Origin of the sequence: Chamaesiphon sp. VAR_48_metabat_135_sub (assembly GCF_031418915.1) — a bacterium.
Classification (GTDB): Bacteria; Cyanobacteriota; Cyanobacteriia; order Cyanobacteriales; family Chamaesiphonaceae; genus Chamaesiphon.
In genome coordinates this window covers 1-26,022 of sequence record NZ_JANOJV010000173.1, presented here as the reverse complement: position 1 = coordinate 26,022, position 26,022 = coordinate 1, and the positions used below count along the sequence as shown (strand labels likewise).

23 protein-coding genes are annotated in these 26,022 nt (G+C 43.9%); 14 read left to right on the top strand and 9 right to left on the bottom strand.

Features of this window, described 5'->3' with window-relative positions; genetic code table 11:
• Positions 1 to 27: 27 nt before the first annotated feature.
• Positions 28 to 2,526, bottom strand: coding sequence for an ATP-binding protein (locus RMO55_RS12700; protein ID WP_310427034.1), 2,499 nt, complete (start codon positions 2,524 to 2,526; stop codon positions 28 to 30).
• A 320-nt stretch (positions 2,527 to 2,846) separates the two neighbouring features.
• Here RMO55_RS12700 and RMO55_RS12695 point away from each other — a divergent pair, with 320 nt between their 5' ends.
• The 6 genes from RMO55_RS12695 to murQ all read left to right on the top strand — a co-directional run bounded on the left by RMO55_RS12695 (position 2,847) and on the right by murQ (position 9,371).
• The gene (locus tag RMO55_RS12695) at positions 2,847 to 3,674 is read left to right on the top strand and encodes an ABC transporter permease (RefSeq protein WP_310427032.1); all 828 of its coding nucleotides are present in this window, start codon (positions 2,847 to 2,849) and stop codon (positions 3,672 to 3,674) included.
• Between the two features lie 63 nt (positions 3,675 to 3,737).
• Positions 3,738 to 4,475: an ABC transporter ATP-binding protein gene (locus RMO55_RS12690; RefSeq protein WP_310427030.1), complete on the top strand. Its 738-nt coding sequence runs from the start codon at positions 3,738 to 3,740 to the stop codon at positions 4,473 to 4,475.
• 84 nt (positions 4,476 to 4,559) lie between these two features.
• Positions 4,560 to 5,903: a histidine phosphatase family protein gene (locus RMO55_RS12685; protein ID WP_310427029.1), complete on the top strand. Its 1,344-nt coding sequence runs from the start codon at positions 4,560 to 4,562 to the stop codon at positions 5,901 to 5,903.
• Between the two features lie 305 nt (positions 5,904 to 6,208).
• The gene (locus RMO55_RS12680; RefSeq protein WP_310427028.1) at positions 6,209 to 7,468 is read left to right on the top strand and encodes a dihydroorotase; all 1,260 of its coding nucleotides are present in this window, start codon (positions 6,209 to 6,211) and stop codon (positions 7,466 to 7,468) included.
• Between the two features lie 145 nt (positions 7,469 to 7,613).
• Positions 7,614 to 8,276, top strand: coding sequence for a hypothetical protein (locus RMO55_RS12675; protein WP_310427027.1), 663 nt, complete (start codon positions 7,614 to 7,616; stop codon positions 8,274 to 8,276).
• Between the two features lie 186 nt (positions 8,277 to 8,462).
• A complete protein-coding gene (gene murQ / locus RMO55_RS12670) occupies positions 8,463 to 9,371 on the top strand; it encodes an N-acetylmuramic acid 6-phosphate etherase (RefSeq protein ID WP_396134291.1) in 909 nt (302 codons plus the stop codon).
• Here murQ and RMO55_RS12665 read toward each other — a convergent pair.
• The 3 genes from RMO55_RS12665 to RMO55_RS12655 form a co-directional block, all read right to left on the bottom strand.
• Positions 9,366 to 9,899: a phosphoribosyltransferase family protein gene (locus RMO55_RS12665; RefSeq protein ID WP_310427024.1), complete on the bottom strand. Its 534-nt coding sequence runs from the start codon at positions 9,897 to 9,899 to the stop codon at positions 9,366 to 9,368. The two genes, murQ and RMO55_RS12665, sit on opposite strands and share 6 nt — an antisense overlap.
• Positions 9,900 to 9,930: 31 nt before the next feature.
• A complete protein-coding gene (locus RMO55_RS12660; RefSeq protein ID WP_310427021.1) occupies positions 9,931 to 11,547 on the bottom strand; it encodes an NAD(P)H-quinone oxidoreductase subunit 4 in 1,617 nt (538 codons plus the stop codon).
• 311 nt (positions 11,548 to 11,858) lie between these two features.
• Positions 11,859 to 12,245: a CU044_2847 family protein gene (locus tag RMO55_RS12655; protein WP_310427019.1), complete on the bottom strand. Its 387-nt coding sequence runs from the start codon at positions 12,243 to 12,245 to the stop codon at positions 11,859 to 11,861.
• 131 nt (positions 12,246 to 12,376) lie between these two features.
• Here RMO55_RS12655 and RMO55_RS12650 point away from each other — a divergent pair, with 131 nt between their 5' ends.
• From RMO55_RS12650 to RMO55_RS12635, 4 genes are all read left to right on the top strand, one after another.
• A complete protein-coding gene (locus RMO55_RS12650) occupies positions 12,377 to 12,592 on the top strand; it encodes a caspase family protein (RefSeq protein WP_310427047.1) in 216 nt (71 codons plus the stop codon).
• Between the two features lie 23 nt (positions 12,593 to 12,615).
• Positions 12,616 to 13,116: an ATP-binding protein gene (locus tag RMO55_RS12645; protein WP_310427017.1), complete on the top strand. Its 501-nt coding sequence runs from the start codon at positions 12,616 to 12,618 to the stop codon at positions 13,114 to 13,116.
• Positions 13,035 to 13,868 (top strand): hypothetical protein, encoded by an 834-nt coding sequence (locus RMO55_RS12640; RefSeq protein WP_310427015.1) that lies wholly within the window; start codon positions 13,035 to 13,037, stop codon positions 13,866 to 13,868. Before RMO55_RS12645 ends, RMO55_RS12640 begins: the two co-directional genes overlap by 82 nt.
• An 86-nt stretch (positions 13,869 to 13,954) precedes the next feature.
• Positions 13,955 to 14,203, top strand: a complete 249-nt coding sequence (locus tag RMO55_RS12635) for a hypothetical protein (RefSeq protein ID WP_310427014.1) — start codon at positions 13,955 to 13,957, stop codon at positions 14,201 to 14,203.
• Positions 14,204 to 14,288: 85 nt separating this feature from the next.
• On the opposite strand, the gene RMO55_RS12630 is transcribed toward RMO55_RS12635, so the two are convergent.
• The 4 genes from RMO55_RS12630 to RMO55_RS12615 form a co-directional block, all read right to left on the bottom strand.
• A complete protein-coding gene (locus RMO55_RS12630; RefSeq protein ID WP_310427012.1) occupies positions 14,289 to 15,515 on the bottom strand; it encodes a DUF1501 domain-containing protein in 1,227 nt (408 codons plus the stop codon).
• A 53-nt stretch (positions 15,516 to 15,568) separates the two neighbouring features.
• On the bottom strand, positions 15,569 to 17,074 hold the full coding sequence (locus RMO55_RS12625; RefSeq protein ID WP_310427009.1) for a DUF1800 domain-containing protein: 1,506 nt from the start codon (positions 17,072 to 17,074) through the stop codon (positions 15,569 to 15,571).
• A gap of 95 nt (positions 17,075 to 17,169) precedes the next feature.
• Positions 17,170 to 17,595 (bottom strand): hypothetical protein, encoded by a 426-nt coding sequence (locus RMO55_RS12620; RefSeq protein WP_310427007.1) that lies wholly within the window; start codon positions 17,593 to 17,595, stop codon positions 17,170 to 17,172.
• Positions 17,596 to 17,627: 32 nt separating this feature from the next.
• Positions 17,628 to 18,164, bottom strand: coding sequence for a sigma-70 family RNA polymerase sigma factor (locus RMO55_RS12615; RefSeq protein ID WP_396134289.1), 537 nt, complete (start codon positions 18,162 to 18,164; stop codon positions 17,628 to 17,630).
• A gap of 267 nt (positions 18,165 to 18,431) precedes the next feature.
• On the opposite strand from RMO55_RS12615, the gene RMO55_RS12610 reads away from it, so the two are divergent.
• The 3 genes from RMO55_RS12610 (at position 18,432) to RMO55_RS12600 (ending at position 22,701) form a co-directional block, all read left to right on the top strand.
• Complete coding sequence (locus RMO55_RS12610) at positions 18,432 to 20,750, top strand: CHAT domain-containing protein (RefSeq protein ID WP_310427004.1); 2,319 nt, start codon at positions 18,432 to 18,434, stop codon at positions 20,748 to 20,750.
• A 122-nt stretch (positions 20,751 to 20,872) separates the two neighbouring features.
• A complete protein-coding gene (locus RMO55_RS12605; RefSeq protein ID WP_310427002.1) occupies positions 20,873 to 21,799 on the top strand; it encodes a serine protease in 927 nt (308 codons plus the stop codon).
• A gap of 86 nt (positions 21,800 to 21,885) precedes the next feature.
• Positions 21,886 to 22,701, top strand: coding sequence for an SDR family oxidoreductase (locus tag RMO55_RS12600; RefSeq protein WP_310427000.1), 816 nt, complete (start codon positions 21,886 to 21,888; stop codon positions 22,699 to 22,701).
• Between the two features lie 149 nt (positions 22,702 to 22,850).
• Here the strand turns inward: RMO55_RS12600 and RMO55_RS12595 are convergent, their stop codons facing one another.
• Positions 22,851 to 23,939: an AI-2E family transporter gene (locus RMO55_RS12595; protein WP_310426998.1), complete on the bottom strand. Its 1,089-nt coding sequence runs from the start codon at positions 23,937 to 23,939 to the stop codon at positions 22,851 to 22,853.
• 197 nt (positions 23,940 to 24,136) lie between these two features.
• Here RMO55_RS12595 and murJ point away from each other — a divergent pair, with 197 nt between their 5' ends.
• On the top strand, positions 24,137 to 25,762 hold the full coding sequence (murJ, locus tag RMO55_RS12590) for a murein biosynthesis integral membrane protein MurJ (RefSeq protein ID WP_310426997.1): 1,626 nt from the start codon (positions 24,137 to 24,139) through the stop codon (positions 25,760 to 25,762).
• Positions 25,763 to 26,022 lie beyond the last annotated feature (260 nt).

The window sequence follows — 26,022 nt, the reverse complement described above, 5'->3', positions numbered from 1 at the left end:
AATAAAATAAAAACACGTTCACAGAAATTAGGTATCAATATGACTAAGTAACTTAGTAATTTTCCTTAGCAACTGTTCGGGATTTACTTGCTTCCAGAGATAATCATCCACATACTGTTTGCTAATCGGACTAATAGTATCCTCTTTAGTGGCAATCGCCATAATTTTAATATCACCAATCGTACTTGATTTGCGGATATTGCCGATCAATCGATCGACTGTTTCTGCATCTAGAGCCAAATCGATAATTAATAAATCTGGATCGAACATGGCGATCTGTCTGAAGGATGATTCCGCAGATAGTAGCCAAGTGACTTGATACCTAGCCGCAGTGAGAATATCACACAAGAAATTGGCGAGATCTTCATCCTGCTCGATTAAAACAATTCGATTAGGAATTGGGTTAAGTTCGGGATCTTGAAAAACTAATTTACGATCCATTTCCAGCCAATCATTGTTATCTGTTGACTGGAGCGGTTGTGCAGCTAGACGGACTGTAAAAGTCGAACCAGAACCTAAAATTGAATCAACCTCGATCGATCCACCATGTAGTTCGACTAATTGTTGAGTAATTGCCAATCCTAAACCCATCCCTTCATAGTCTCGAGCGAAATTACGATCGAGTTGATAGAATTTTTTAAATAACCGAGGAATTTGTTCTTCTTCAATCCCAATTCCACTATCTTCAATTTCAAACACAGCATAGTTATCCTCTAACCAAGCGCGGATGATTACTGTGCCATCTTCTGGTGTAAATTTAATTGCATTGACTAAAATATTTAATAATATTTGACGAATGCGTTTGATATCGCCTTGAAACCGCAAATCTCGGTTTCTACCCTGCGAACTATTATCAACGATTTGCACTTCCAGCTTGATTTTGGCACGCTCTGCTTTTGTTTTCACCAGCTTAACGACTCGATCGATCGGTTTGGAGAGTGGAAACTCACTAATTTTAAGTAATGTTTTACCAACTTCTAATTTGTAAAAATCTAAGATATCATCGATTAATTCCGACAAATGTTCTCCACTATTGTGAATAGTTTGGAGATAATTTTGCTGTCGATCGGTTAAATTCAGTAGTGGCAATCGTAGGAGTGTTGCTGATAGCCCTAAAATACTAGTCAAGGGCGTTCTTAATTCATGACTGAGGAGTGCGAGGAATTCAGTTTTAGATTGATTTGCCGTTTGAGCAACAATCACAGCATCTCTTAGCTCTCGCGTTCTCTCATTAACACGTTGCTCTAAATTTTGGGTATTGCAAAGGCTAGCTGTATACAATTCTGATTGATTAATAGCAAAGGCTAAATGCTCGGAAACTTGTTGAAGAAACTGCGTCTCTTGGGATTTCCACTGACGTGGAGATTGACACTGATGTGCGATCGCTAAGCCCCACAATTCTGTATTGACAATAATTGGTACGATTAACTTAGACTTAATTTGAGATTGATGCATCAACTTCAAGATACATTTGTTATGAGTATACTCTATGTTGACATCATCGATCGATCTAGTCATCCCGGCTCGATAATTATCCCACAATTGACGATTTTCAAAACAATTCTGGTGTTCTACAACATCTAAAACGGACGGAAGATTTACAGGCCCAATCGCTTCATAGGCGACTTTTCCCTTTCTATTATAGGCATCAAAACTTTTGCCGCTTACTTTTTCATCAACTTTGGTAAATTCAAATTGATAGATAATTAGTCGATCTGCCTGCAAAAATGTTTGTACCTGCTCGACTGCTGTTTGCAAAATTACATCCAATTCTAATGTTTGGTGAATTTTGTTACTAATATAATTCAACAAAACAGCCTGAGATAACTGTTGTTGTAAATTTATCTCTTGTTGGCATCCTTCGACTACGGAAAGACTAGACTGGTCTATTTGCTCTCGATCTTGCCCAAGACCATTTTTGGACACAGGGTTATCTTCGACAACACTAATAGCTTCCATTTTTTTAGGCAGAGCATCACCGATCTGATTTGTAACTACTGCGCTCAATAACAATTGTGTAAAATGGCTTTGCAAATAGCTATTGTTAGCAAAATTAGCATTGGCTATTAATCTTACTGCTGGTGGTAAATATGGAATTAATGGCTGGATAAATCGATCGATTGCTACTGGAGTAAAAGTGATTTCTATCTTTACCTGTGGCGAATTATCTAAGTTGACGATGCTTCCAGTTAGCAATGCTTGAAAATTGTCAGATTGTAACAGTGAAAATTGTGGTAATCTCCCAATTAGATCGACTATATCTCCAGAGTTGTCATACACAGAAATTTGCTGAATCGGTAGCATTTCTAAATTTGTTACCAATCGCACATCTTTCCCCTCAGCATACTTATGCCAATCGTCAGTTTCTACTAAGCCAATCGTTGACGTAGCCACTGATTCAGCCGAAGTGTCGAAGTAACATCTTCTCTTAATAATTGTTTCCGCCATTTGTTGCCAAAGAGCGCGCAAAATCTCAAAGGTATTCAGGGGGTAATAACCCCGGATAGTTGAGGTCAGATTAGACATTGGGGAGGTTGACGATACAGATTGAAATCGATTTAAATATAGCAGCGAGGGGAGATTCTGATTATAACTAGCAACTTACGTTAGTTCTAGTTTAGTCTGGCTTACATTGTTTTCACGTAATACGTGCTTGACATTGCATGGCGACTGCATTTGCATCACCGGAGATCGAGTTGGATGGGTTTTACGAAACGGTGCAAACCTTGTACCATAAGATAGCTCACTGTTTCGGTGTAAGCGATGCTCGTAACCAAAGGTGACTTGTGCTATTGCCATAGCCGATCCTTTGGAGATCGGTCGTCGAAGTACGCTAACGAGGTTGTATGGCTATATCTGTCAAATCTACCAAAGCTGACTCTAAGTCATCGCAAATGCTCCGCTACTGGGAGTTATTATATGTGCTAGCCGAGCGAGAAATTAAAGTTAGGTATCGCGGGTCTTTTTTAGGGGTATACTGGTCGCTATTCAATCCACTGATTATGACAGTGTTGTACACTACGATTTTTGGAGCAGTCTTCAAAAAGTACTATCATAATTCGGTTTCCCAATATGTTTTAGCAGCTTTTACGGGACTGGTAGTAATTCATTTTTATCAAGGTTCGACTTCGCAAGCACTGGCTAGTGTCGTTTCAAATGGATCGTTACTAAATAAAATTCGGTTACCAGTTAGTGTTTTTCCTTTGTCCACCATTTTAGCGAACACATGCCAGTTAGCAATTGGCATGTTCCCATTGCTATCGATCCTCACTTTAGTAATTTCCCACAATCCGTGGTTGAGCTTAATTAATGTAATTGCCATACCGCTACCCTTAATCGCCCTAATCCTAGTATCCACAGGAATTGGTTTCATCGTCAGTGCTTTATATGTCTTTTTTCGAGATTTACCATTTTTCTATGAGCTAGTTCAATTTGTACTGTGGTTGAGCAGTCCTGTTTTTTATCCAGCCGCTATCGTCGATTCCAAGATTCGTCCATTGCTAGAATTAAACCCTTTGTATCCAATCATTGAAAGCCTGCGTCAAATCGTGCTCTCAGGCAACCTACCAGATTCGTACCTGATTATTAGAGCATGGTTGAGCGGTCTGATTATCTTAGGTATTGGGATAATTATTTTCAACTGGTTGCGTCCAAAATTTATGGATCTTTTATGAGATTCTGAGATTAGATTCATTAATTATTCTTGTTTATTCTGACTTTGAATTTATCCCAAATGTATGGAAGTTATTCAGTTCGATCGAGTATCACTATGGCGACGTACCCAGGAGGAATTCTCCTATGATATTAAGCGAACTATTTTATCGATTGTCTCTGGTAAGTATCGTCATCCCGCCAAAAAACTAGTTATCGACAATATCAATCTAGTCGTTAATTCTGGCGAGAAGATCGGGATTATCGGTGCGAATGGGGCTGGGAAATCAACGCTACTGAAATTGATATCTGGGATTCTCGAACCAACTACAGGCAAGGTGCGTGTTCGCGGTAACATTGCCCCGCTGATCGAGTTAGGCGCGGGCTTCGACCCAAATATTTCAGTGCGTGATAATATTATAATGTATGGCGTTCTACTCGGATTTCCCCGTGATGAAATGCGCAAACGGACTCCGATGATTCTAGATTTTGCGGAGTTGCAAGATTATGAACTAGTTCCAGTCAAAGGTTTATCGTCTGGAATGGTAGCTCGATTGGGGTTTGCGATTGCGACCGATATTCAGCCAGATATTTTGATTCTCGATGAAGTTTTAGCTGTCGGCGACCAAAGCTTTAGAAATAAATGTCAGCATCGGATCGACAAATTTCTGGGAAGTGATACCACTGTTTTGGTTGTCTCTCACGACCTTAAATTTATCAGTAGTTCTTGCGATAAAGCAATTTGGCTCGAACATGGACGAATTAAGTTCTGTGGTACGGGAAAAGAGACGGTCGATCGATATTTGATGACAGTCAAAGCTTGAAGGAATTTTGGATTTTGGATTAAAAAAACATCCCCTATCCCCTATCCCCTGATAAAATGAGTCAGCCATTGGAGGACAAGATCTTTGAGTACGCGAGTTATTATTTTACGGCACGGACAGAGTAGTTATAACAGTCAAGGACGCATCCAAGGGCGCAGCGACTTATCGGTTCTGACCGATCGAGGTCAAGAAGATGCTAAAACTACAGGTAAAGCATTTCAAGGTTTAGAATTTGCCGCAGTCTACTGTAGCCCCCTACAACGAGCGAAACAGACAGCCACAACCGTCTTATCTTGCTTGGAACAGCAGTATCCTTTACAGACAGACGATCGATTATTAGAAATCGATCTTCCAGTATGGGAAACCATGCTCAATCAGGAAGTCCGCGAAAAATATGCCGACGAGTATCGCGCCTGGAAAGAACGTCCCCACGAATTGAAAATGTTGCTCCCACAGGCCGATGGCAGCCAGCAAGAGTTTTTTCCAGTCCTATCCCTATACGCCCAAGCTACCACCTTCTGGCAAGGCATCTTGCCCCAGCACCAGGGACAAACGATCCTGATCGTCGCCCACAATGGCATCAACCGTGCCCTGATTAGTAGCGCATTGGGGATACCAGCTCGGTTATATCACAGTATCCAACAGTCGAATTGCGGGATCACTGTCCTCAATTTTAGCGGTGGCTGGGGCGATAAAGTTCAATTAGAATCCCTCAATCAAACCAGTCATCTCGGTCAAAAGTTACCCACATTTCGTCCCAATAATCAAGGACCTCGCTTTTTGCTTGTCCGTCATGGCGAAACTGACTGGAATCGTGCGGGCAAATTTCAGGGGCAAATTGATGTGCCACTCAATGACAATGGACGCAATCAAGCCATCCTAGCCGCAGAATTTTTAAAAACCATCCAAATTGACTTTGGATTTACCAGTCCGATGTTACGTCCTAAAGAGACAGCCGAAATTATTATTAAGGATCGGCAGGGATTAACATTAGGTGAAGATGCGGATTTACGAGAAATCGGACATGGACTGTGGGAAGGTAAATTTGAAGCCGAAATCGAGACTGAATATCCAGGTGAATTAGAGCGGTGGCAAACTCATCCCGAATCTGTCCAAATGCCTGAAGGTGAGAATCTTCAAGATGTCTGGGATCGGGCGACTGGTGCATGGCAACAAATTCTTGCCAAAGTCGGAAACCAAACACAAACTGGTATTATCGTCGCCCATGATGCGACGAATAAGGTGTTACTGTGTTATTTACTAGGATTAGGTTTAGCAGATATCTGGAAGATCAAACAAGGTAATGGTGCCGTGACAGTAATTGATTATCCAGAAGGAATTGAAGGTCAACCCGTGATTCAAGCTCTCAATATTACCAGTCATCTCGCTGGCGGAATTCTCGATAAAACCGCCGCTGGCGCATTGTAAGTTGCTGCGTAGTCTACCCCACCCCAGCCCTCCCCTTGTAAAGCGTCTCGCTCCGCGCGGGTTCCCCGCGCAAAGAAGCGAGACAAGACAGGGGAGGGAGTAAAGCCCCCCTTGTAAAGGGGGGTTGGGGGGGTAAGCCCACTGAAAACGATCTGGAAGCTGCTAATTTAGAAGATTCTGCCCCATTCGTTCGAGATTGGCAAACCCTAAGTGAATCATCGCTGGAGGAAGTATGGCTCAATGAGGAGGAAGATAAAGCTTGGCAAGATCTCTAGAATTACGATCGTCCAACAACCATTTGACTGATGAACCAATTATTCCAACAGGTTAGAATATTAAACCCAATCAAGATCGACGATCGCCAGAAATGGGAACTAATAGAACGTAGGGCAGATATATTAGTTATCGACGGAGTAATTCAGGAAGTCTCAGCGACAACTCCACTCCCAACCGATCTAACTATTACCCCTGGCGAACATCTAATTCTCGCCCCAGGTTTAGTAGATTTATACAGTCATAGTGGCACGCCTGGACATGAAGAACGCGAAACGCTCGAGTCTTTACTTCTCGCCGCCCAAGCAGGTGGATTCGTCTGTGTAAATATTTTACCCGATACCTTACCCGCACTCGATCGAGTCAGTAGTATCGTCAGTCTCGATCGAGAGTACCAGCAAATCGCCGCCCAAATTTCCAATTGTCCTAAACTCGCCTACTGGGGTGCGCTGACTCAGCGGGTAGAAGGCAAAGCGATGACCGAATTGGCAGAACTCGCCACCACTAATATTACTGGATGGGCAGATGGAAACGCGATCGACAATCTCGCTTTAACCCGTCGTCTGCTCGAATATCTCCAACCATTTAACCGTCCGATCGGATTATACGCCCTCGATCGCCAATTACGAGGTAACGGCATCGCCAGAGCTGGAGTAGCCGCCCTCAAATATGGCTTACCCGTCGATCCTGTCAGTAGTGAAACCGCCGCTCTAGCCTCGATAATCGAGATCGTCGCCGATATCGGTACCCCCGTGCATCTAATGCGGATTTCTACCCGTCGCGGCGTAGAATTAATCGCTGCTGCAAAACAACGAGGAGTCCCAATTACCGCCAGTACCACCTGGTTGCACCTTATCGCCAATACCACCGACTTAATTACTTACGACCCCAATTTCAAGCTCGACCCCCCATTAGGCACTTCAGACGACCAAATCGCCCTGATTGAGGGGATAAAAATGGGCGTATTAGATGCGATCGCGATCGACCATAGCCCTTATACTTATGAAGAAAAAACCGTTGCCTTTGGCGAAGCTCCGTGCGGCTCGATCGGGTTAGAATTGGCTTTACCTTTACTCTGGCAACATCTAGTCGTTTCTGGTAAGTTATCTGCCATCGAACTATGGGCAGCACTCAGCACCAAACCAGCTCAATGTCTGCACCAATCTTCACCCACTCAGTCGATCCTCTTTGACACTCAAATAGCTTGGAAGGTTACTAAAAATAGTCTCAAATCTCTCTCACACAATACAGCATGGCTGGGTCGAGAAGTCATCGGGAAAGTCAGACTTTGATAACCTCTTTATCGATAGTTATCTTTACCGATCTGCAAGATGAGATTTCCATACAAATAGCGAATGCTTGAATCGATCGCCAAATGCTAAACTACTGCTATCACATACAATTTTGATGTGGTTTGAGGTGTGGAGTCTAAAGATTATGTTAAAACAATCCCTTTCATTAGTTCTGATAACGCTATCTCTAGGTAGTTTAGCCAGTTGTGGTAGTAAGGTTGCCGAAAAACCTGTAGATACAGTCAAATCGGCAACGACTGGAGCCATAACTACTACTGGCAATAAACCAGCTACCACCGCTGGTGCTTCAGCAGTAGTTCCGGCTGGAGTTACCATTAATACCGATTTACAACAAGAACTCTCTAGTGGTAAAAATCGTAATAACGAAAAATTTACGATTAAAGTCAAAAATGGTTCAGTTGGTAAATATCCAGCATTAAAAGATGCGACGATCTCAGGACATTTAGAAGCTGTAACTAAAGCAGCTAAAGGCAAGAAAGCCCAGATGAATTTGACTTTTGATGATATCAAACTCAAAAATGGCGATCTCCTACCGATCGATGCTTCACTTGTAAATACTCAAGTTGAAACTAAAACTAAAGGGCAATTCCTCAAAAATGCTGGAATTATTTTAGGTGGTACGATCGCTGGTAATTTCATCGGCGATAAAACCAAATTCAAACATGGTAAACTAGCAGGTGCAGCCGCAGCAACAGCATTTGTTTTGTCGAGTCCTGGTGGTGAAGTAGTGTTGAAAAAAGGTACAGATCTTCAGCTCAAACTCAAATCTAATCTCGATCCAAATTAGCATAAGTCATAAATCCTAAATAAGGACTTATACTCTCGAACTTTATTTAGGGTGGAGGCGATTTAATGAGTTGCCCCTACCCTGAATTTCAGAGATTATCTATACATCACGCTATAATTGTTTCATTATTTCAAGCCACCAACTTTCAGTCGTGGAGATCATCCACAATCCAACATCCAAATGACGATCGAGAACCTAAATACACGCGGACATTTATTAACCGAACAGGTAAATATTAATAGTGCCAATCTAGATCTACTCAGTACATTAGAGCTGGTAGATTTATTCAATCAAGAAGATGTTAATACTTTAAACGCGATCGCGGGTGCCAGACAAGAATTAGCCAACGCGATCGATACAATTGCCGATTCACTCCGTCAAGGGGGGCGATTATTCTACATCGGTGCGGGTACCAGCGGTAGATTGGGCGTACTCGATGCGGCTGAATGTCCCCCCACTTTTTGTACACCCCCAGAATTAGTACAGGGGATTCTGGCGGGCGGTGCGGGAGCATTAATCAAAAGTTCCGAAGGCTTGGAAGATATCGCCGGCGATGGTGCTCAGGCAATGGTGGACAATCAGATCGGCGAACATGACGTGGTAGTGGGTATTACCGCAGGCGGAACTACGCCCTACGTGCATGGCGCGATCGAGTCTGCCAAACAACGTGGTGCTAAGACCGTATTTATCGCCTGTGTGCCCGCAAATCAGGTCGCTAGCATCGCTGATATCGATATTCGACTACCTGTAGGTGCTGAGATTGTATCGGGTTCTACACGGCTAAAATCGGGCACTGTGACAAAAATGGCTTTGAATATTCTCTCGACTGGAACGATGGTAAAGTTGGGCAAGGTATACGGCAATCGGATGGTAGATGTCGCCGTAACTAATACCAAGTTACTCGATCGAGCCTTGCAGATGATTCAAGATTTGACGCAATTAGAACGCGATGCTGCGAGTGAGTTGTTGGAATCTAGCGGTCGATCGGTTAAAGTTGCCCTATTGATGCACTGGACTAAGGTCGATCGATCCCAAGCAGCAGCAATTTTAGCTCAGAATCACGGACAATTGCGCTTGGCTGTCGATAGTTTATAGTTGATGCAAGATCCCCGACTTCTGGGAGAAGTTAGGGATCTGTCCTAAATCGATCTGTTTATAGTTATCGTATTTCTCGAATGGTTGGTGAATCCAGGGATTGCCAGGGAGATGACTAACGTAATAGTCGGGGATATATTTTGAGGAAGCCTTGTACCAGATGACAGCCGTCTTGAGATCCTGAATTTCTGGATATAGATCGCGCAACCAAATCGTCGTCTGTTGCAGCGTAACGCCAGAGTCTACCAAGTCATCGACTAGTAATACCCGATTGCCCATGCGAGCGTCAGTCATGGTAATCTGACTGGCGATCGATAGTTTCCCACGTTCTCGATCGCTACCGTAGGAACTAGCGGCTAAAATTGCCAAAGGTTGGTTAAAAATGCGGGAGAGAATATCGCCAACTCGCAAGCCACCTCTAGCTAAACAAACAATTCGATCGAATTCCCATTCAGACTGGTAAATTTGGGCGGCTAAGGACTCGATCGATTGATGATATTCATCCCAAGATACATGTAGATCGAGCATGTCGAAAATCTGGTTCTAAAAATTAATAACTCTAAGGTACGATGCTTACCAATTTTCTGGGAATAGTTGGTGAAACAATCGCGGTTTGAGATTGCCAATCAGGGGATCGAGCATACAAGCTATAATCCTTAACCTGAGCGACTGTTGGTAAAGCTGCTCGCAAATGAGCAGCCACCGCCACCGTCGTACTATCGTAAGTTTGAGTCGCAATTTTTGGATATAAACCAATCCCAATAATCGGAATTAATAAGCAAAATGCGATCGATAGTTCGCGTGGCTTGGCATCTCCTAAAACTTCAAGGTTCGATTCAAGCTTTTGCCCAAAGAATACCCGTCGTAACATCGACAGTAAATAGATGGGTGTAATCAGCAAGCCAACTGCGGACAAAAAGACAATAATAATTTTAAATCCGCTACTATAAACATCGCTAGTTGTCAAGCCCAAGAAAATCGTTAGTTCGCCGACGAAACCACTCATTCCTGGTAAAGCGAGAGAAGCCATTGAAGCGAAAGTAAATAAGGCAAAGGTTGTGGGCATCGATTTGGCAATTCCACCCATCTTATCCATCGAGAGGGTGTGTGTGCGCTCGTAAATAACCCCCGACAGGAAAAATAGTGCCGCTGCAATTAATCCATGTGAAATCATTTGCAGCATCGCACCATTGATACCCAACGCTGTGAAAGAAGAAATCCCAATCAGCACAAATCCCATATGGGAAATAGAGGAATAGGCGAGGCGACGTTTGAGATTGTCTTGGGAAAAGGCGGCTAAGGCACCATAAATAATATTCACGACACCCAATACCGCGAGTACGGGTGCAAAATAAACGTGAGCGTGGGGGAGCATTTCCGCATTCAAGCGAATCAATGCATAACCGCCCATCTTGAGCAAGACTCCAGCCAAGATCATTGAGCCAGGTGCGGGAGCTTCTCCATGTGCATCTGGCAGCCAAGTATGGAAAGGGAAGATTGGTAGTTTGACACCGAAAGCAATTAGGAAACCTGCATAGGCCAATAATTCTAACTCGATCGGGTAGTCCTTTAGTCCTAGTGCCGTAATATTAAAGGTAGCGGTATCCCCATAAAAAGCTAACGCTAGTGCAGCGACAAGGATAAAGATCGAAGCCAGGGCTGTGTAGAGAATAAATTTAGTCGCAGCGTAGAATCGCTGTGCCCCGCCCCAAATTGAAATAATTAAATAAACGGGAACCAGCTCCAATTCCCACAGCATGAAAAACATCAGTAAATCTTGGGCGAGGAATACCGCAATTTGGGCACTATACATCACCAACATCAAGCTGTAAAACAGACGTGGCTTGATCTGAATATTCCAAGCGGCAAAGGTAGCCAGGGTAGTCACAAAGCCCGTCAATACAACTAAAGGCATCGACAAACCATCTACGCCTACAGACCAATTCAAGCCTAATTGTGGCACCCAACTGTAGTTTTCGACCAACTGTAAGCTGGAGTTGTTAAAGTCGTATCGCGTAGCGAAAGTATAGATAATTAAACAGAACTCTAGTATCCCTGTACTCAGTGCGTAGAGCCGCACATTTTTGCCATCGGTGTCAGGCAATACGGGAATAGCTAGGGCAGCTATGAGCGGAAACGCAATAATCGCAGTGAGCCAGGGAAATTCAGGAGTCATAGATAAGCGATGAGGTGCGAGTCGGATACTTTACCGCTAAACAACGATGGCATCCAATGCTGGTAGGTATAAATACTTATTATGTCAATGATATACCTTGTTAATCACGATGGCAACTTGTAAATAAAATTTACAATTTTTAAAATACCTTTACTAGATTACCCTCTTTCGTTCGCAAAATATCTGCGGGAGAATTTCCCTAACCTCTCATTATTCAATTCCTCTGCTTTAAATCCTTCTCCGCTCAAGTCTGTTAAGTCGGGTTTCGGGGGTAAAAGATCGTAACCTCACTTCCCGCGTCTGGTACTAGACTAATTTGGTTGCTCGGGTTTCGGGAATTTGCATTTAACTTCGATCGCGAAATCCGCATCGGTTTTACTGCTAGCAATCATCGGCAAACCACCCGCCGCACTAATTTTCAGACTGAATTTGAGCGTGACTTCTTCAACTTCGGCGATGGCTAAATTCTTGAAAGCACCGATCGCATACTGAGTATACCCGCGAATTGTGTGATGGACTTCCTCAAGTTTTACACGCACTGTGGGAGAAATAATTGATTCAATTCCACCACGGGTAGGACTTTTGGAAATATATTCATCTTCAACAGATTCGATAGACTGCACTGGTTGAGCGGTATCGATGAAGACATCATAACTATTATTAGCATCTTCAAAAATCAGGCGTTGAGGTTGCGGCATAATTTAATTTCACAAATAATTTCAGAGTTTACCAGAAATCTTTGATATTCTAGTTTACAGAAGAAAATATCTATGTAGTAATCATGGCGCGATATGCCCTGGTGATTGGGATTACGCAGAATTAGGCACCGCTGCAAACGCTGGAAAAATCGGCAGCCGATGCACGAGCGATCGCTGCCGTGCTGCGAGACTTTGGTGACTTTCAGGTAGAACTCTTATTAAAGCCAGAAGAGACGACTTACGAGGCATTAGCGGCAAAGCTGCGGGAGTTTTTGGAACAGCGGGCACTGCGGCATGAAGCGTTAATTTATTATACCGGACATGGCTTTCCGGTCATTGATGGCTAGTACGCTATCCACTGGCGGAATTGGTGCCAGTGGTACCAGTAGATGAAACTAATCCCTATCAGAGTTTGTTCACATTTACACCAGCGACAGCCAAGTTTTTCTTTGGGCGCGAACCGGAAATTCAAAAGTTGGTGCAGCAGGTGCAGGATTGTAGTTTTGTGCCTGTAATTGGGGCTTCGGGGAGTGGGAAGTCATCGTTGGTGCGGGCGGGGCTAATTCCTCGGTTACTGGAATTGGGTTGGCGAGTATTGGAGCCGATTAAGCCAGGAGCGGAGCCGTTGGTAACGTTAAAATTGGCGGTGGGCAAGTTATTTGAGGCGGCGGAGCGAGAAGAGGTTTATGGAATATTGGAGCAGCAGGGGTTAGGATCGATCGTGTCGCGGTTGCCAGGGGATAAGCGGGTATTACTGGTGGTGGATCAGTTTGAGGAGGTATTTACACTATGCCAGGATCGCCAGCAACAGCAGCGATTTATCGATTGTTTGTGTGTGTCAAGCAGTCAAACAACCGCCGCTTGGTGGTAGTAACGACGATGCGGGCGGATTTTATCGATCGATGGTTGACATCGGGCGTGCTGACTGAGGCAATTCAAGATGATGCGTTGTTTCTGGGCGTACTGGTGGGGGAACATCTGCAAGACGCGATCGAGCAACCGTCTGCGATTCAGGGATACAACTTACAACCAGGGCTATTAGAATTAATTTTGCGGGATGTGGCGAATGAGGAGAACTGTTTGCCGCTATTGGAGTTTTCGTTGACAGAGTTGTGGGAAAAACGCGATGGAGTCAAACATGAATTAACTGTAGCTGAATATCAAAGTTTAGGCGGCTTAGTCGGGGCACTCGATCGACATGCCGAGGATATTTACCAAGATTTGGCAGCCCGAGGGCAGGGTGAGTGGGTACAGCGGGTAATGCTGCGATTAGTGCGAACTGGTGAAGGGCTGCGGGATACACGGCAACGTCGATCGAAAGTAGAGTTGCTGGCGATGGGTGCGGATACAGCGAAGCAGGAGAAGATCGAAGATACGATCGATCGATTGGTAGATGGACGGTTATTGACGATCGATCGAGTTAATGATGAGAATGTCATCGATCTGAGTCATGAGGCGTTGATGCAGGGCTGGAAAAGGCTTGTGAAATGGCGAGAGATCGATCGAGATCTGCGGCGGTTGGTGGATAAGATTGAGGAGGCGCGGCGGGAATGGCAGGTGCAAAAGCAGCAGGGTAAGTATTTATTAGAGGGGCGGTGCAGAAGCGGAGCCAGAAATCATTGAGTGGAGATCCTTAACCCGAATTGACATTAGTCTATCGATCGATCCGACAATCGTAGTTCGGACAGTATAATCTTTACATTGAAATTATGACTGGCAAAAAATGGATTGTAGATCGTCGCCGGATTATTACTATTTTAACTCGTGGAGTGTTGGGATCGATCGGGTTATTAATTATCGGTTCGGGGCTAATATCGATCGCGGGATTGAGTGATAATATCGATCGATCTGATGCGGCTGTCGTGTTGCAAAATACTGTCGATCCTAATAGCAAACCTTCAGCAAGATTGCAAGCCAGATTGGATAAGACTATCTCGATTCCGATCGGTTTGTCTTAACAGACTTGAGCTATTAGCCTGGGGATTAATCCCCAGGCGGGTAAAGATCGGAGCAGAACACGATCGTGAATAAAAATTATCAACTCTAACAAAAATTTAGCATTTGCCCCGTATATTGAGGAAACACCTGCGACAACTTGCTCTCATCCACTGCCAACCGTCGAGTTAGTACCGTCCCCAACACATCCCTAAAATCTGTCGTCACAGCTAAATCTCGCCCTTGATATCGCTGCGCCGGTTCCAACCCATCCCACTTGCCGTACACCTTACCACCAACAAGACCATCACCTAACAGCCACATCACATTCCCATGTCCGTGATCGGTGCCACCATTACCATTTTCCTTCACAGTTCGCCCAAATTCTGACATCACCACGATCGTGGTATTTTGATAAGCCGCTCCTAAACCCTCGGTTAGTGCAACCAGCCCATTGCCCAATTGCCCTAGATTGCGGGCTAATTGCCCTTGTCCCGCGCCTTGGTTGATGTGGGTATCCCAACCGCCTACGGCCAAAAAAGACACCTGAATGCGCGGATCTCGTGCCATCAGACGAGCTAATCGCTGCGCATCACCAGGGAAACCATTTGGTAAAATAGCCCCATTATTTGCCATTTTCATCTCAGCTTCGAGATCTTTGAGCAGTTCGGTGCGGGCGACTCTAGCCTCATGATAAGTCCGTCCGATCGCGTCATCATTCCCGTACAATCGATCGAACGCACTGGCTACTTGGGGTTTATCGAGTTGAAGGCGATTGCCAGCATTGCGTCCAGAGGCAAGATTGGCTACGGCTCTTTTGCCGAGCAAAATGCGTGGGGTAGTCGCACCGACACTTACCGCCTGAATCGGATTGTGATCCGACATCACACCTAAAAGTCGATTCATCCAGCCATCGCGGGTAGTTTTAACTCCAGGGGTGCCGCTTTCGAGATAGTCTTGAGCGTCGAAGTGGGATCTCGTCTCGTCGTTAGATCCGCAAGCATGAACGAAGGCGAGGCTTTTTTGCTGCCAGAGTGGGAGCAGAGGGGCTAAGGCTGGATGCAATCCAAATTGTCCATCGAGATCTAGTACCCCATTTGCTACTCCTGGTTTGGGGATGGCAATTCTCGGTCGATCGGTATAATATGTGGGTTCGCGATAAGGTACAACTACACTCAGGCCGTCGATTGCACCTCTCAGGAAAACAACAATTAAACGGCGAGGATTGGGATTTGATGCGGCAATACTTTGCGCCGCCCAGCCATGTGCGCCAATGCTAATTAGAGATGATGCAGAAAATAGGCTAGATTGGATCAGAAATTGACGGCGGTTCATATAGAAAATAACTTTTTGAATGTCTTCTCAATTCAGCAACGCTAAAAGATAGATTACTTTTTCATGAATTCAGGACTACCAAGGATGAGCGCGGCACGAATTTCGGGACTACTTGTCGAGATTGCTTGTTGAGTTCGATCGGAGAAGTTATTACCTAAAGTTGCTGCTAATTTTAGCGGATCGATCGCAACCATTGGTATAGTTGGAGGCGTATTTGCAGCGATAGTTGTCGATGCCGAAATCGGTAATTTACCTTTAGCTAAGTTCGTAGCATAATTGATCCGACGAGTCATACTATCGGGATTCAACCAGGCTTCTTGAGTATTTCCATAACCATTAGGAGTCGGACAGCCATAAATTGGCATTCCAAGTTGTTTTAAAAAATCATTTAATGGCTTGATATTATTGACATCGGTTCCCGTCGATCGAATTGAAGAAATTGCATACTGATAGGGTGTTTTAAACTTCGATCCATAGTATTTTCGATCCCAAAATTCAGGACTATGGAATAAAGTATCTAGCACTAATTTAATATCACCATCGGTGTCGACAAAGCGTTTTGAGAGCTTATCGATCACACTTTTAGGTGGGTTGTCACTAATAAAGTATTGAGCGAGTTTGAAGCTAATGTGACGGGCAGTACTGGGATGCCGAGAGAGTAGATTTAGTGCTTGTTCTCCTTCGCCAATTCCACTCCCGATAATATGCTGTTTTAGAAATACCTTATTGCTAAAATCATGACGATTACTATTGAATTGAAAGCTATAGCCGTCGGGTACTTTTTGCCCTGGCTGTTTGAATCCCCAACCAGTCATAATCTTCGCTAAAGCGATCGTATCATCTTGCTTATATCCCCCATCTACGCCTAGTGTATGAAGTTCCATGAGTTCGCGGGCGTAGTTTTCATTCAATCCTTGTGGCCTACCTTTTTTATTAGAATTTGGCTTACTATTCTGCCAATTATCTAAATAAAATAACATCCCTGGATGTCGAGCTGTCGCGCCCAGTAAATCCCTAAATTTACCGAGAGCATAAGGCCTAATTGCTTGCTGTTCGTAAGCACCGACCCACAGTCGATCGATCCCTTTATCGGCATAAACATTAAAATGATTGTACCAAAAATCCACCATCACTTCATTGAGTTGTCTCTGACTATAGATCGATCGCCATAATCTAGCTTCGATCGCTTGATTTTGAACTTGCCTAGCTTGTTTTTGCTGAATTTTTTTTAATTCTGGAACTGGTTTTTGACCATCGATTGGACGATTGGGATTGTATTGCTGAAATAGTTCGACTGGTGATAAATTTATCGTATCCAGTTTCGCCAGTCGATCGTTCAGAATGGCTGGTTCTACAATCGAATCTGGATTCAGTTGTTCTTGAATATATTTGTCCACACCCGATCTTTGGACTCGCTCGATTTCACCAGGCATAATTCCCAGGCTCAAGCGATTTAATAGATGGACAATTTTTGGATTTGCTGGCTCTGCCTGCGCGATATTAGCAAATGTCAACCAAATTAAACTAGTGGTAAAGATGAGATATTTACGAGTATTCACGATCGATAAATGTTAAGTAGGTTTCGATCTAACAAAGAAATTATGACATTTGTTCGCGTTCAAAAGGCTGGTGTTGCCCAATCTAAGCCTGTCTGTCAACTATCAACTGATTCATCACTGTCATAATCTGAAAAAAGATCTGGATCTAAATCCAATGAATTATCGCGGTCTTCCATATTTAATTCTGGACGTTGGCGTAGCCTCTCGCCTGGAGACTCGATCGAGCTATGAGCGTGAGCTTCGAGATAGAGATTTAGTTGTTGTAAATCTGCCAAACTTGGTTCCGGTGGGTTCATCAATTGGTGCATGGTTACACCAACAACTCCAGTAACAATTATGCCAATTCCACCAACAATATATCGCCACCAATGACGGGAAATTCTTGGGTTTGGTTCGAGCGGTAGTAAATCGATCGCCTCCATCAGCCGATCTTCCGATTCGGGTGATTCCGACGGTATAATCGATCGATGTTGGCGTAAAAAATTACGTAATTTAGGATCTTCATCAGAAAAGTCATTCATAATATACTAGTTATTTTTTATTCTTATTACTATTAGAGCTGGACTCCCGATTCCTCTAAGAATTTTCGCATTCCGTTGCGAGCGTGAAATAATCGAGACTTGACAGTACCGACGGGAATATCCAGAATTTCGGCGACTTCTTTTTGGGGGAGTTCTTCAAGATCGTGCAAGACTAGTACCGATCGATGATCCTCACTGAGAGAATTCAATCCTTTGCGGACTAAATCCTGGTAGTGAAGCTGCATCATATCTGGATCGTGATGCTGAGTGACGACACTGCGAGCGATAGTCTGGAGCCGAGATCGATCCTGTGCTAAAGTTTGACGACGATCGGATGCTACATTCCAAGCAATTCGATATAACCAAGTCGAAAACTGCGAATTTTGGTGAAATTTCGGTAATCCCTTCCACGCACGCAAAAACACTTCCTGCACCAAATCTTCTAGATTGCTTGGATCGCAAAGCTGGTAAAGAATCTGTCGCACATGATGTTGATGACGACGGTATAATATTCGGAAACTATGTCGATCTCCAGCCACACAATGTTTGACTAACAAATCGTCAGCCATTGATTCAGCACGCTCTTCCACTCCGATTACCACCTCACTCACCTGACATCTCGAAATACGATAATCATCTCACACTCTATCTCTACACGAGTTTAGACGGGGAATCGATCGAGAAGGTTCAATCTTACTGTCATTTACGCTACCGAGTACTAGCTCGTTTCTCTGCCCGTTGAGGCATTGTTACAAAATATTTCCTCCAAGTTGAGACGGGATAGAATAGTAGACATCGAGCCATTTTCCCGATCTCTTTCAACTCCCCACAACACCATGAAAAAATACCTTCCAGCCCTGCTGATTACTGTCCTAATTATTCTCCCCGCACAGGCACAAAACCAGTCGAACAACCCCCTAGTCAATCTGGCTTGGAAGCTCAATCAGCAGGGGACAGAATTCCTCGCCACCGGCAAGCCAGATCGTGCTCTTGCACTATGGGAACAATCAAACAAAATCTATACCCAAGTTAGAGACACAGAAGGGATAATTGGGACGCAAATCAATCAAGCTCAGGCTCTGCAAGCCTTAGGCTTTTATCGAAAAGCATCGATCTCGTTGCAAGCAGTCAACACCAAACTGCAACAACAACCAAATTCACCCCTCAAAATGCGGGGATTGTATAGTTTAGGTACTTCATTAAAATCTCTTAGAGTTTTAGAAAAAAAAGGTGATAACTTGGGGGCGATCGATACGCTCAAGCAAGCTCTCAAAATTGCCGATGAGATTGGAGATCGAGAAACGGCGGACAAAATTAAACTTAGTTTGGGTAATACGATCCAACTGCTCGGAACCGATCGACAGCCAGAGGCAATCGAGCTATATCAACAGCTTGAAGCTTCCAAGTCACCGCTAGTTAAAGTTCAGGCAGAGATTAACTTATACAAGCTTCAATCCGTCCAAAATATCGCGCCAAATTCATTAGGTTTTGTCCAGAAAATTGGCAAAGAATTAGAATCGATCGAGCCGAGTCGTAAAAGCATCTATGCCTATATTAATCTCGCTGAAACTATTAAAATAGAGCAAAAAAATAGTCAGCCCGATCGACAGATTTTACTGGCTACATCCCAATTACTCACCAAGGCAATCGGACAAGCCCGGACAATTAAAGATAATCGTGCTGAATCTCAAGCTTTGGGAGAATTGGGGAACTTATACGAGATTGCCAATCAATACGCTGAAGCCAAAACGCTCACCCAACAAGCTCTCATAATTGCGGAAGGATTACCCGCGCCCGATCTCGCTTATCGGCTCCATTGGCAACTAGGGAGAATTATTACCGCGACTCAGCCCCAAGATCTAACGCCAGCAATTACCGCCTATCGTCAATCGGTAAATCATCTCAAATCCCTTCGCAACGATCTTAATGGTAGTGATGCCGATCTCCAATTTTCATTTAGAGATAGTGTCGAGCCAGTCTATCGCGAATTGGTAGATTTATTATTAAAAGATGGGGAGAAAAGTGTTGGCAATAATTTAACTGCTGCTCGCGATCTAATTGAATCATTACAAGTAGCCGAATTAGAAAACTTTTTACGCCAAGGCTGCTTAGATACATATACAGTACAGCTAGACAAAATCGATCGGTCTGCGGCTGTTATTTATTCAATTGTGCTCCCCGATCGAGTTGCGGTCATTTCCTCAATTCCCGGACAACCTTTACGCTATTATAGTAATAAAATATCTCAACAGAATATCGAAGAAACTATTACTAAAATCAGGAGTAGAATTGAGAATCCAGACTTCACTCCTCGCCAAGAGCAAGCATTTCAAACCCAATCGAAACAAGTCTACGATCTACTGATTGCGCCCCTCGCCGCCGATCTCCAGAAATCAAATACTAAAACCCTCGTCTTCGTACTAGATGGAGTACTGCGAAACCTGCCTATGTCCGTGCTTTATGACGGCAAACAATATCTAGTTGAAAAGTATAATCTCGCCCTCACGCCTGGATTACAACTCGTACCGCCCTCTACTATTGGCGATTCAGACAGCCGCCAAGCTTTCTTAGGCGGTATTTCCGAAAGTCGTCAAGGATTTGGATCTCTTCCTGGAGTCAAAGCCGAAATCGAAGCAATTAGTAAACTTATTCCCAATCAAAAACTTGTCAACGAACAATTTAACAATCGTCAAGTTGCGAGTAATTTAGTAGCAAATAATTCCCAAATCGTTCATTTAGCAACCCACGGACAATTTAGTTCCAAACCAGAAGATACTTTTATCTTGACCTGGGATAATCGATTAGGGATAGATCGACTACAAAACTTAATCCAAAATCGAAACATTCGATCTAGTAAAGGTATCGATTTGTTAGTATTAAGTGCTTGTCAAACTGCGGCTGGAGATAACCGTGCTACACTAGGTTTAGCTGGAGTGGCACTACGAGCAAGAGCCAAAAGCACGATCGCTTCTCTGTGGTCGGTTAGTGATGAAGGAACTCAATTATTAATGACCGATCTTTATAAAAATTTAGCCACCCCCAAGTTGGGCAAAGCTGAATCTCTAAAACTCGCCCAACAGTCTTTAATCGCCAATCCTAAATATCGATCTCCTTTCTACTGGGGCGCGTTTGTCTTGGTCGGAAATTGGCAATAAACTGGTTAATGGTGAATAGTGCATAGAACAAAGAGTTCAACTATTCACTATCGACTATCAACTATCAACTATCAACTATCCACACAATGCACTCTCGATATCTAATTCCAATTTGTCTAACCATGAGCGCGCTCGTTTTCACGCAACCAGCCGCCCATTCTATTCGGATTGCCAATGCTATTTCATCGATTCAAGTAGGCCAAATAGCCAAAAAAACAGTAGTGAGAATTGAGTCATCGATCGGTGATTTTGGTTCGGGGGTAATTATCGGTCGCAAACAGCAAGGCGACCGGAATATTTATACAGTCTTAACCGCAGCACATGTGGTCAATCATGCCGATCGAAGTTATCAAGTGATTAGCCCTGTGCCCCTAAATTCTGGAGTAGAAAAAAAGAGAACTACAATTGACATCAACTCTGCCAGCGATATTAAAATTTTACCCCAGGTCGATCTAGCTGTTGTATCCTTTGAAAGTAAAAATATCTTCACGGTAGGGACGATCGGTAATTCGGAATATGCGGAAGAAGGTAGCCCGATTTATGTGGCTGGTTTTCCCTTACCAGGTAAAGCTAGTTCCAGAATCGCGCTCCAATTTACAGGTGGAATGGTTTCCGCCCGCTTAGACGACAAAGATCCTCAGTCTCAAGAGGATAGTAGTGGCTATGATGTCGCCTATACCTGTGTAACTAGAGCTGGAATGAGCGGAGGACCTGTACTTGACGCAGCGGGAAGAATCGTGGCTATTCACGGACGAGGCGATCGAGATAATAAGGAACCAGACAGTCCAGAAGGTAGTGACAGTTCCATTGTTGGTGAGAAAACTGGGTTTAATTTAGGAATTCCGATCCAAACTTTCTTAAAACTGCAAACTCAAAGTCGTCAACAAATTGGATCGAGATTAGATCTCACTCCACTTAACTACGAACTCAGCGATAATTCCGCGACAATTGGTACTAGAAACCAAAAATTTAACCAGCGGCTGAGATCTAAAAGTGCTGGATCAAAAATCATTGACATTACCAAGGTGAGTATCAGAATTACCGATTAAACCAGCACAGAAACAATCTTCCCAATAAATTTGGGGAGGTTAGTTCTAAAATTTATATAGAAATCTCGGCTACTACATCACTTTCCATGAGCAAAACTGTATTCATCACTGGAGCATCCACAGGAATTGGACGAGCAACAGCGCAACTATTTCACCAGCAAGGCTGGAACGTAGTTGCGACTATGCGTTCTCCCGAAACATCTCTCGAACTTGCCAACCTTCCAAATGTGCTGTGTTTGCGATTGGATGTTACCCAAATAGATACGATTCATGCCGCGATCGATCGCGCAATTTCTCGGTTTGGGGCGATTGATGTGGTAGTGAATAATGCTGGCTACGCGCTGATTGGTGCCTTTGAAGCCTGTGAAATGGCTGATATTCGCGGTCAATTTGAGACTAATGTATTTGGGTTAATGGAAGTATCTCGTGCCATCTTGCCCCATTTTCGGCTCCGTCAACAGGGTACGATCGTCAATGTGGCATCGATTGGCGGACGAGTAGCCTTCCCGATTTATAGTCCTTATCACGCCACTAAATGGGCGGTAGAGGGCTTTTCGGAGTCATTACAATACGAATTGCGTCAGTTTAATATCAAGGTCAAAATTATCGAACCTGGCGCGATTAAAACTGATTTCTACAGTCGATCGATTACAGTTGCCAAACAAGCTGGATTGACTGTCTATGATGATTATATTCAGCGGACTCTACCCCAAATGGATCGAGCTGGAGCTGAAGGTTCGCCACCAGAAGTCACCGCCCAGGGGATCTATCTCGCGGCAACTGACGGTAGTTGGAAATTGCGCTATCCCGCTGGCGGTAATGCAGGTTTATTACTAGGGTTGCGAAAGTTGTTCCCAGATGCTTGGTTTACCAACCTAATCCGACGCACCATCGAAAGATAATCAATTTTATTACTAGACCTCCTGCGAAAGTATTTATTCAATCCTTTAACATCAACCATTTCAAAGATTATTTACTAATAATAAAAGATTGGTTGAATACACTGACAAATATAGGTTCTGTCGATCGATATCGGACTTTCGCAGGAGGTCTACTCACTATCCACTGCTTCTCCAGCAAATTCTGGCTGTGAGAGATTGCTATGAGACGGTTGGCGAACCCGATCGATCGTGCCTTTAATCGTACCGACGAGCGGGACTGAGACGATTACGCCTAATAATCCGGCAATTTGTCCGCCGGTGAGCAGACAGATCAAAATTGAGATCGGATTTAAGCCGATAAATTCGCCCATTAATTTGGGAGCTAACAAGTTATCCTTAATTTGTTGGATGATAATTGAAGCGATTAGAACAGAGATCCCTAAAGCAAAGTTTTTCAACATAATCACGATCGTCACTAGTCCAATCCCCAAACTGGCACCGATAAAAGGAATTAATTCGGCAGCACCAATGAAGATCGCAAAAGATAATCCAAAGGGAACTTGTAAAACAAAGAAAATGGGGGTAAGAATGGATGCCATGAATGTCCCCAATAGCAACTGACTGATAAAAAAGTTCTGAAAATTCAGGCGTAATGATTCACTCAGTGGAATGCCAATTCGCTCGGGTAAAAGTGCCACAATTCCTAGCCACAATCGATCGCCGTATATCAACATATAGACGGACAACACAATAATCGAGAGCGTATCGACAACGCCAGACACAGTGCCCACTGCTAATCCGACAGCTTGACTACCGATAATTTGTAATTGAGTATCGATCTTGGCATTGATTTGGGTGCGCAATACATTAAAATCGATCGGAAACCCCTTACTTTTGCCCCATTCTTCCCAAGCATTAATATTATCATTACTGGCAAGAATCCACTGGGGTATCTGTTTGACTAGTTCAGTAGTTTGATCGATCGCGTTAGGAACTACTGTCACACCTAAAATAGTGAGCAGCGTCAGCGTAATTAATAGGACACAGACGATCGCAGGAACTCGGCGAAAGTGGACTCGTTCGAGAATTTTAACTGGGTAATTGAGTAGAAATGCAATCAGTGCCGCGATCGTCAACACGGTGACTAGATGCTCGAAATATCTAAAAAACTGAGATAGCACCCAGAGATTGAGTCCAATGACTGGAAATCCTAATCCAATTAGTAATAAGTTCTGGAGATTGGCTGGGAAACGTCGCATTGGGGATCGATCGATGAGCGATTGCTTAATTATTTATTTTAAGCGACGATCGACCCCTAAACACAAAAAGAGCCTCGCAAGTGCTAACGCTTCCGATGAGCTGATTCTACTTTAAGCTAAGATGGTTTGGTATTTAATCTTCCAAAGCCTAAAACTTAATACCTAATACCTAACCCCTACTCCCTAATTAAAGATTTGTGACTGAATCGAAAAAAACAACCAAATCGATTACCAGTATTGCCGGAATAGTAGCTGCTGCCACGCTGATTAGTAAAATATTTGGGCTAGTGCGGCAGATGGCTCTAGCCGCCGCCTTTGGTAATGGGATCGCGTTCGAGGCGTTTACTTATGCCTATGCAATTCCAGGCTTCTTACTGATCTTACTCGGTGGTATTAACGGGCCATTTCATAGTGCGATCGTCAGCGTTCTCACCAAAGAAAAAGATAAATCTCAAGCTGCACCGATCGTCGAAACTATTACAACGATCGTTGGCATGATTTTACTGTTTGTGAGTATCGCTATTTTCTATTTTGCGGGCAATGCGATCGATATTATCGCCCCTAATTTAACCCATAGTGGGGACGCAATTCGGGGTGCATTGGTGCGCCAAAGTGCGATCGAACAGTTGCAAATCATGTCATTATTGGCGGTGCTAGCAGGCTTTATCGGAATTGGTTTCGGTACGCTCAGTTCGGCTCAATTTTATTGGTTGCCCTCCATCAGCCCCCTCCTGTCCAGTGCTACGACAATTATTGGTGTAGGGATACTGGCGATTTATTTGGGGCGGAAGATTATGCTGCCCGAATATGCTCTATTGGGTGGTAAGGTGCTTGCAGGTACGGCATTAGTTGGCGCACTGCTCCAATGGTTGATGCAAGTTATTACTCAGTGGCGGGTAGGATTGGGGACGATTAAACCTCGATTTGAGTGGCGGCGACAGGGCGTGCAAGATGTATTGAAAATTCTCGGCCCAGCGACGTTTTCTTCTGGTACACTCCAAATCAATCTCTTTATCGATCTTTCCTTTGCGTCAGGGATTGCGGGTGCGGCTTCGGCGATGCAGTATTCGGGACTATTAATTCAGACTCCGTTGGGGATTATTTCCAATATCATTTTAGTCTCTCTACTACCAGAATTTTCCAAGCTGACAGACCCTCAGAATTGGACGCAACTAAAGGATCGGATTCGTCAGGGATTAATGCTGACAGGAATTGCGATGATGCCCCTGAGCGCGATTATGGTTGCTTTAGCTTACCCGATCGTCAAAGCAGTCTACCAATATGGTGCTTTTAGAAGCCAAGATTCCCAGTTAGTCGGCTCGATTTTAATTGCATCGAGTTTGGGGATGTTCATCTTTCTGGCACGGGATGTTTTGGTGCGGGTATTCTACGCGCTCGGTGATGGTAGTACGCCATTCAAGATCAGCATGGTAAATATCTTCTTCAATTTCCTGTTCGACTATTTATTCTGGAAACCTTTCGGTGCGGCGGGGATTACATTATCGACAGTATGTATCAACCTGATCTCTTTTTCGGTAATGTTATTCTTACTCGATCGACGGTTGAATGGTTTACCGTGGCAGGGATTTTTACCCCTATTGGGTGTATTCTTCGCCAGTGTGGTCACAGGCGGCGTAACCTGGGGTGTCAGCTATGGGTGGCAGCAATTCGTCCCCGTTACCAATACGATTACTCTTTTAATACAATTAGCTCTGTCTGGGGGAATTGGTTTCGGGGTATTCGTCGCGATCGTCTCTCAGCTTAAATTACCAGAATTCGATCGATTTGTCGGACAGATTCGCCAAAAATTATTTAGGAAATAAAATCTTCCAGATTCAGTAACATTTACCCAGACTGGATAAAACGGAAAACATCAGCAAAGCTGATGAATGCCATCAGCTCTACAAAACTGAGAAGTCTTTACAAACCTTAACAATCAGGGTAAATTAGGTACATACATAAAAAACATTCCGTTCTTACCAAAGAGCAAACAGCAATCATAAACCAATGACCACAACCTTACAACGCACCCAGAGCGAAAATACCTGGGATCGCTTCTGTAGCTGGATCACCTCCACCGAGA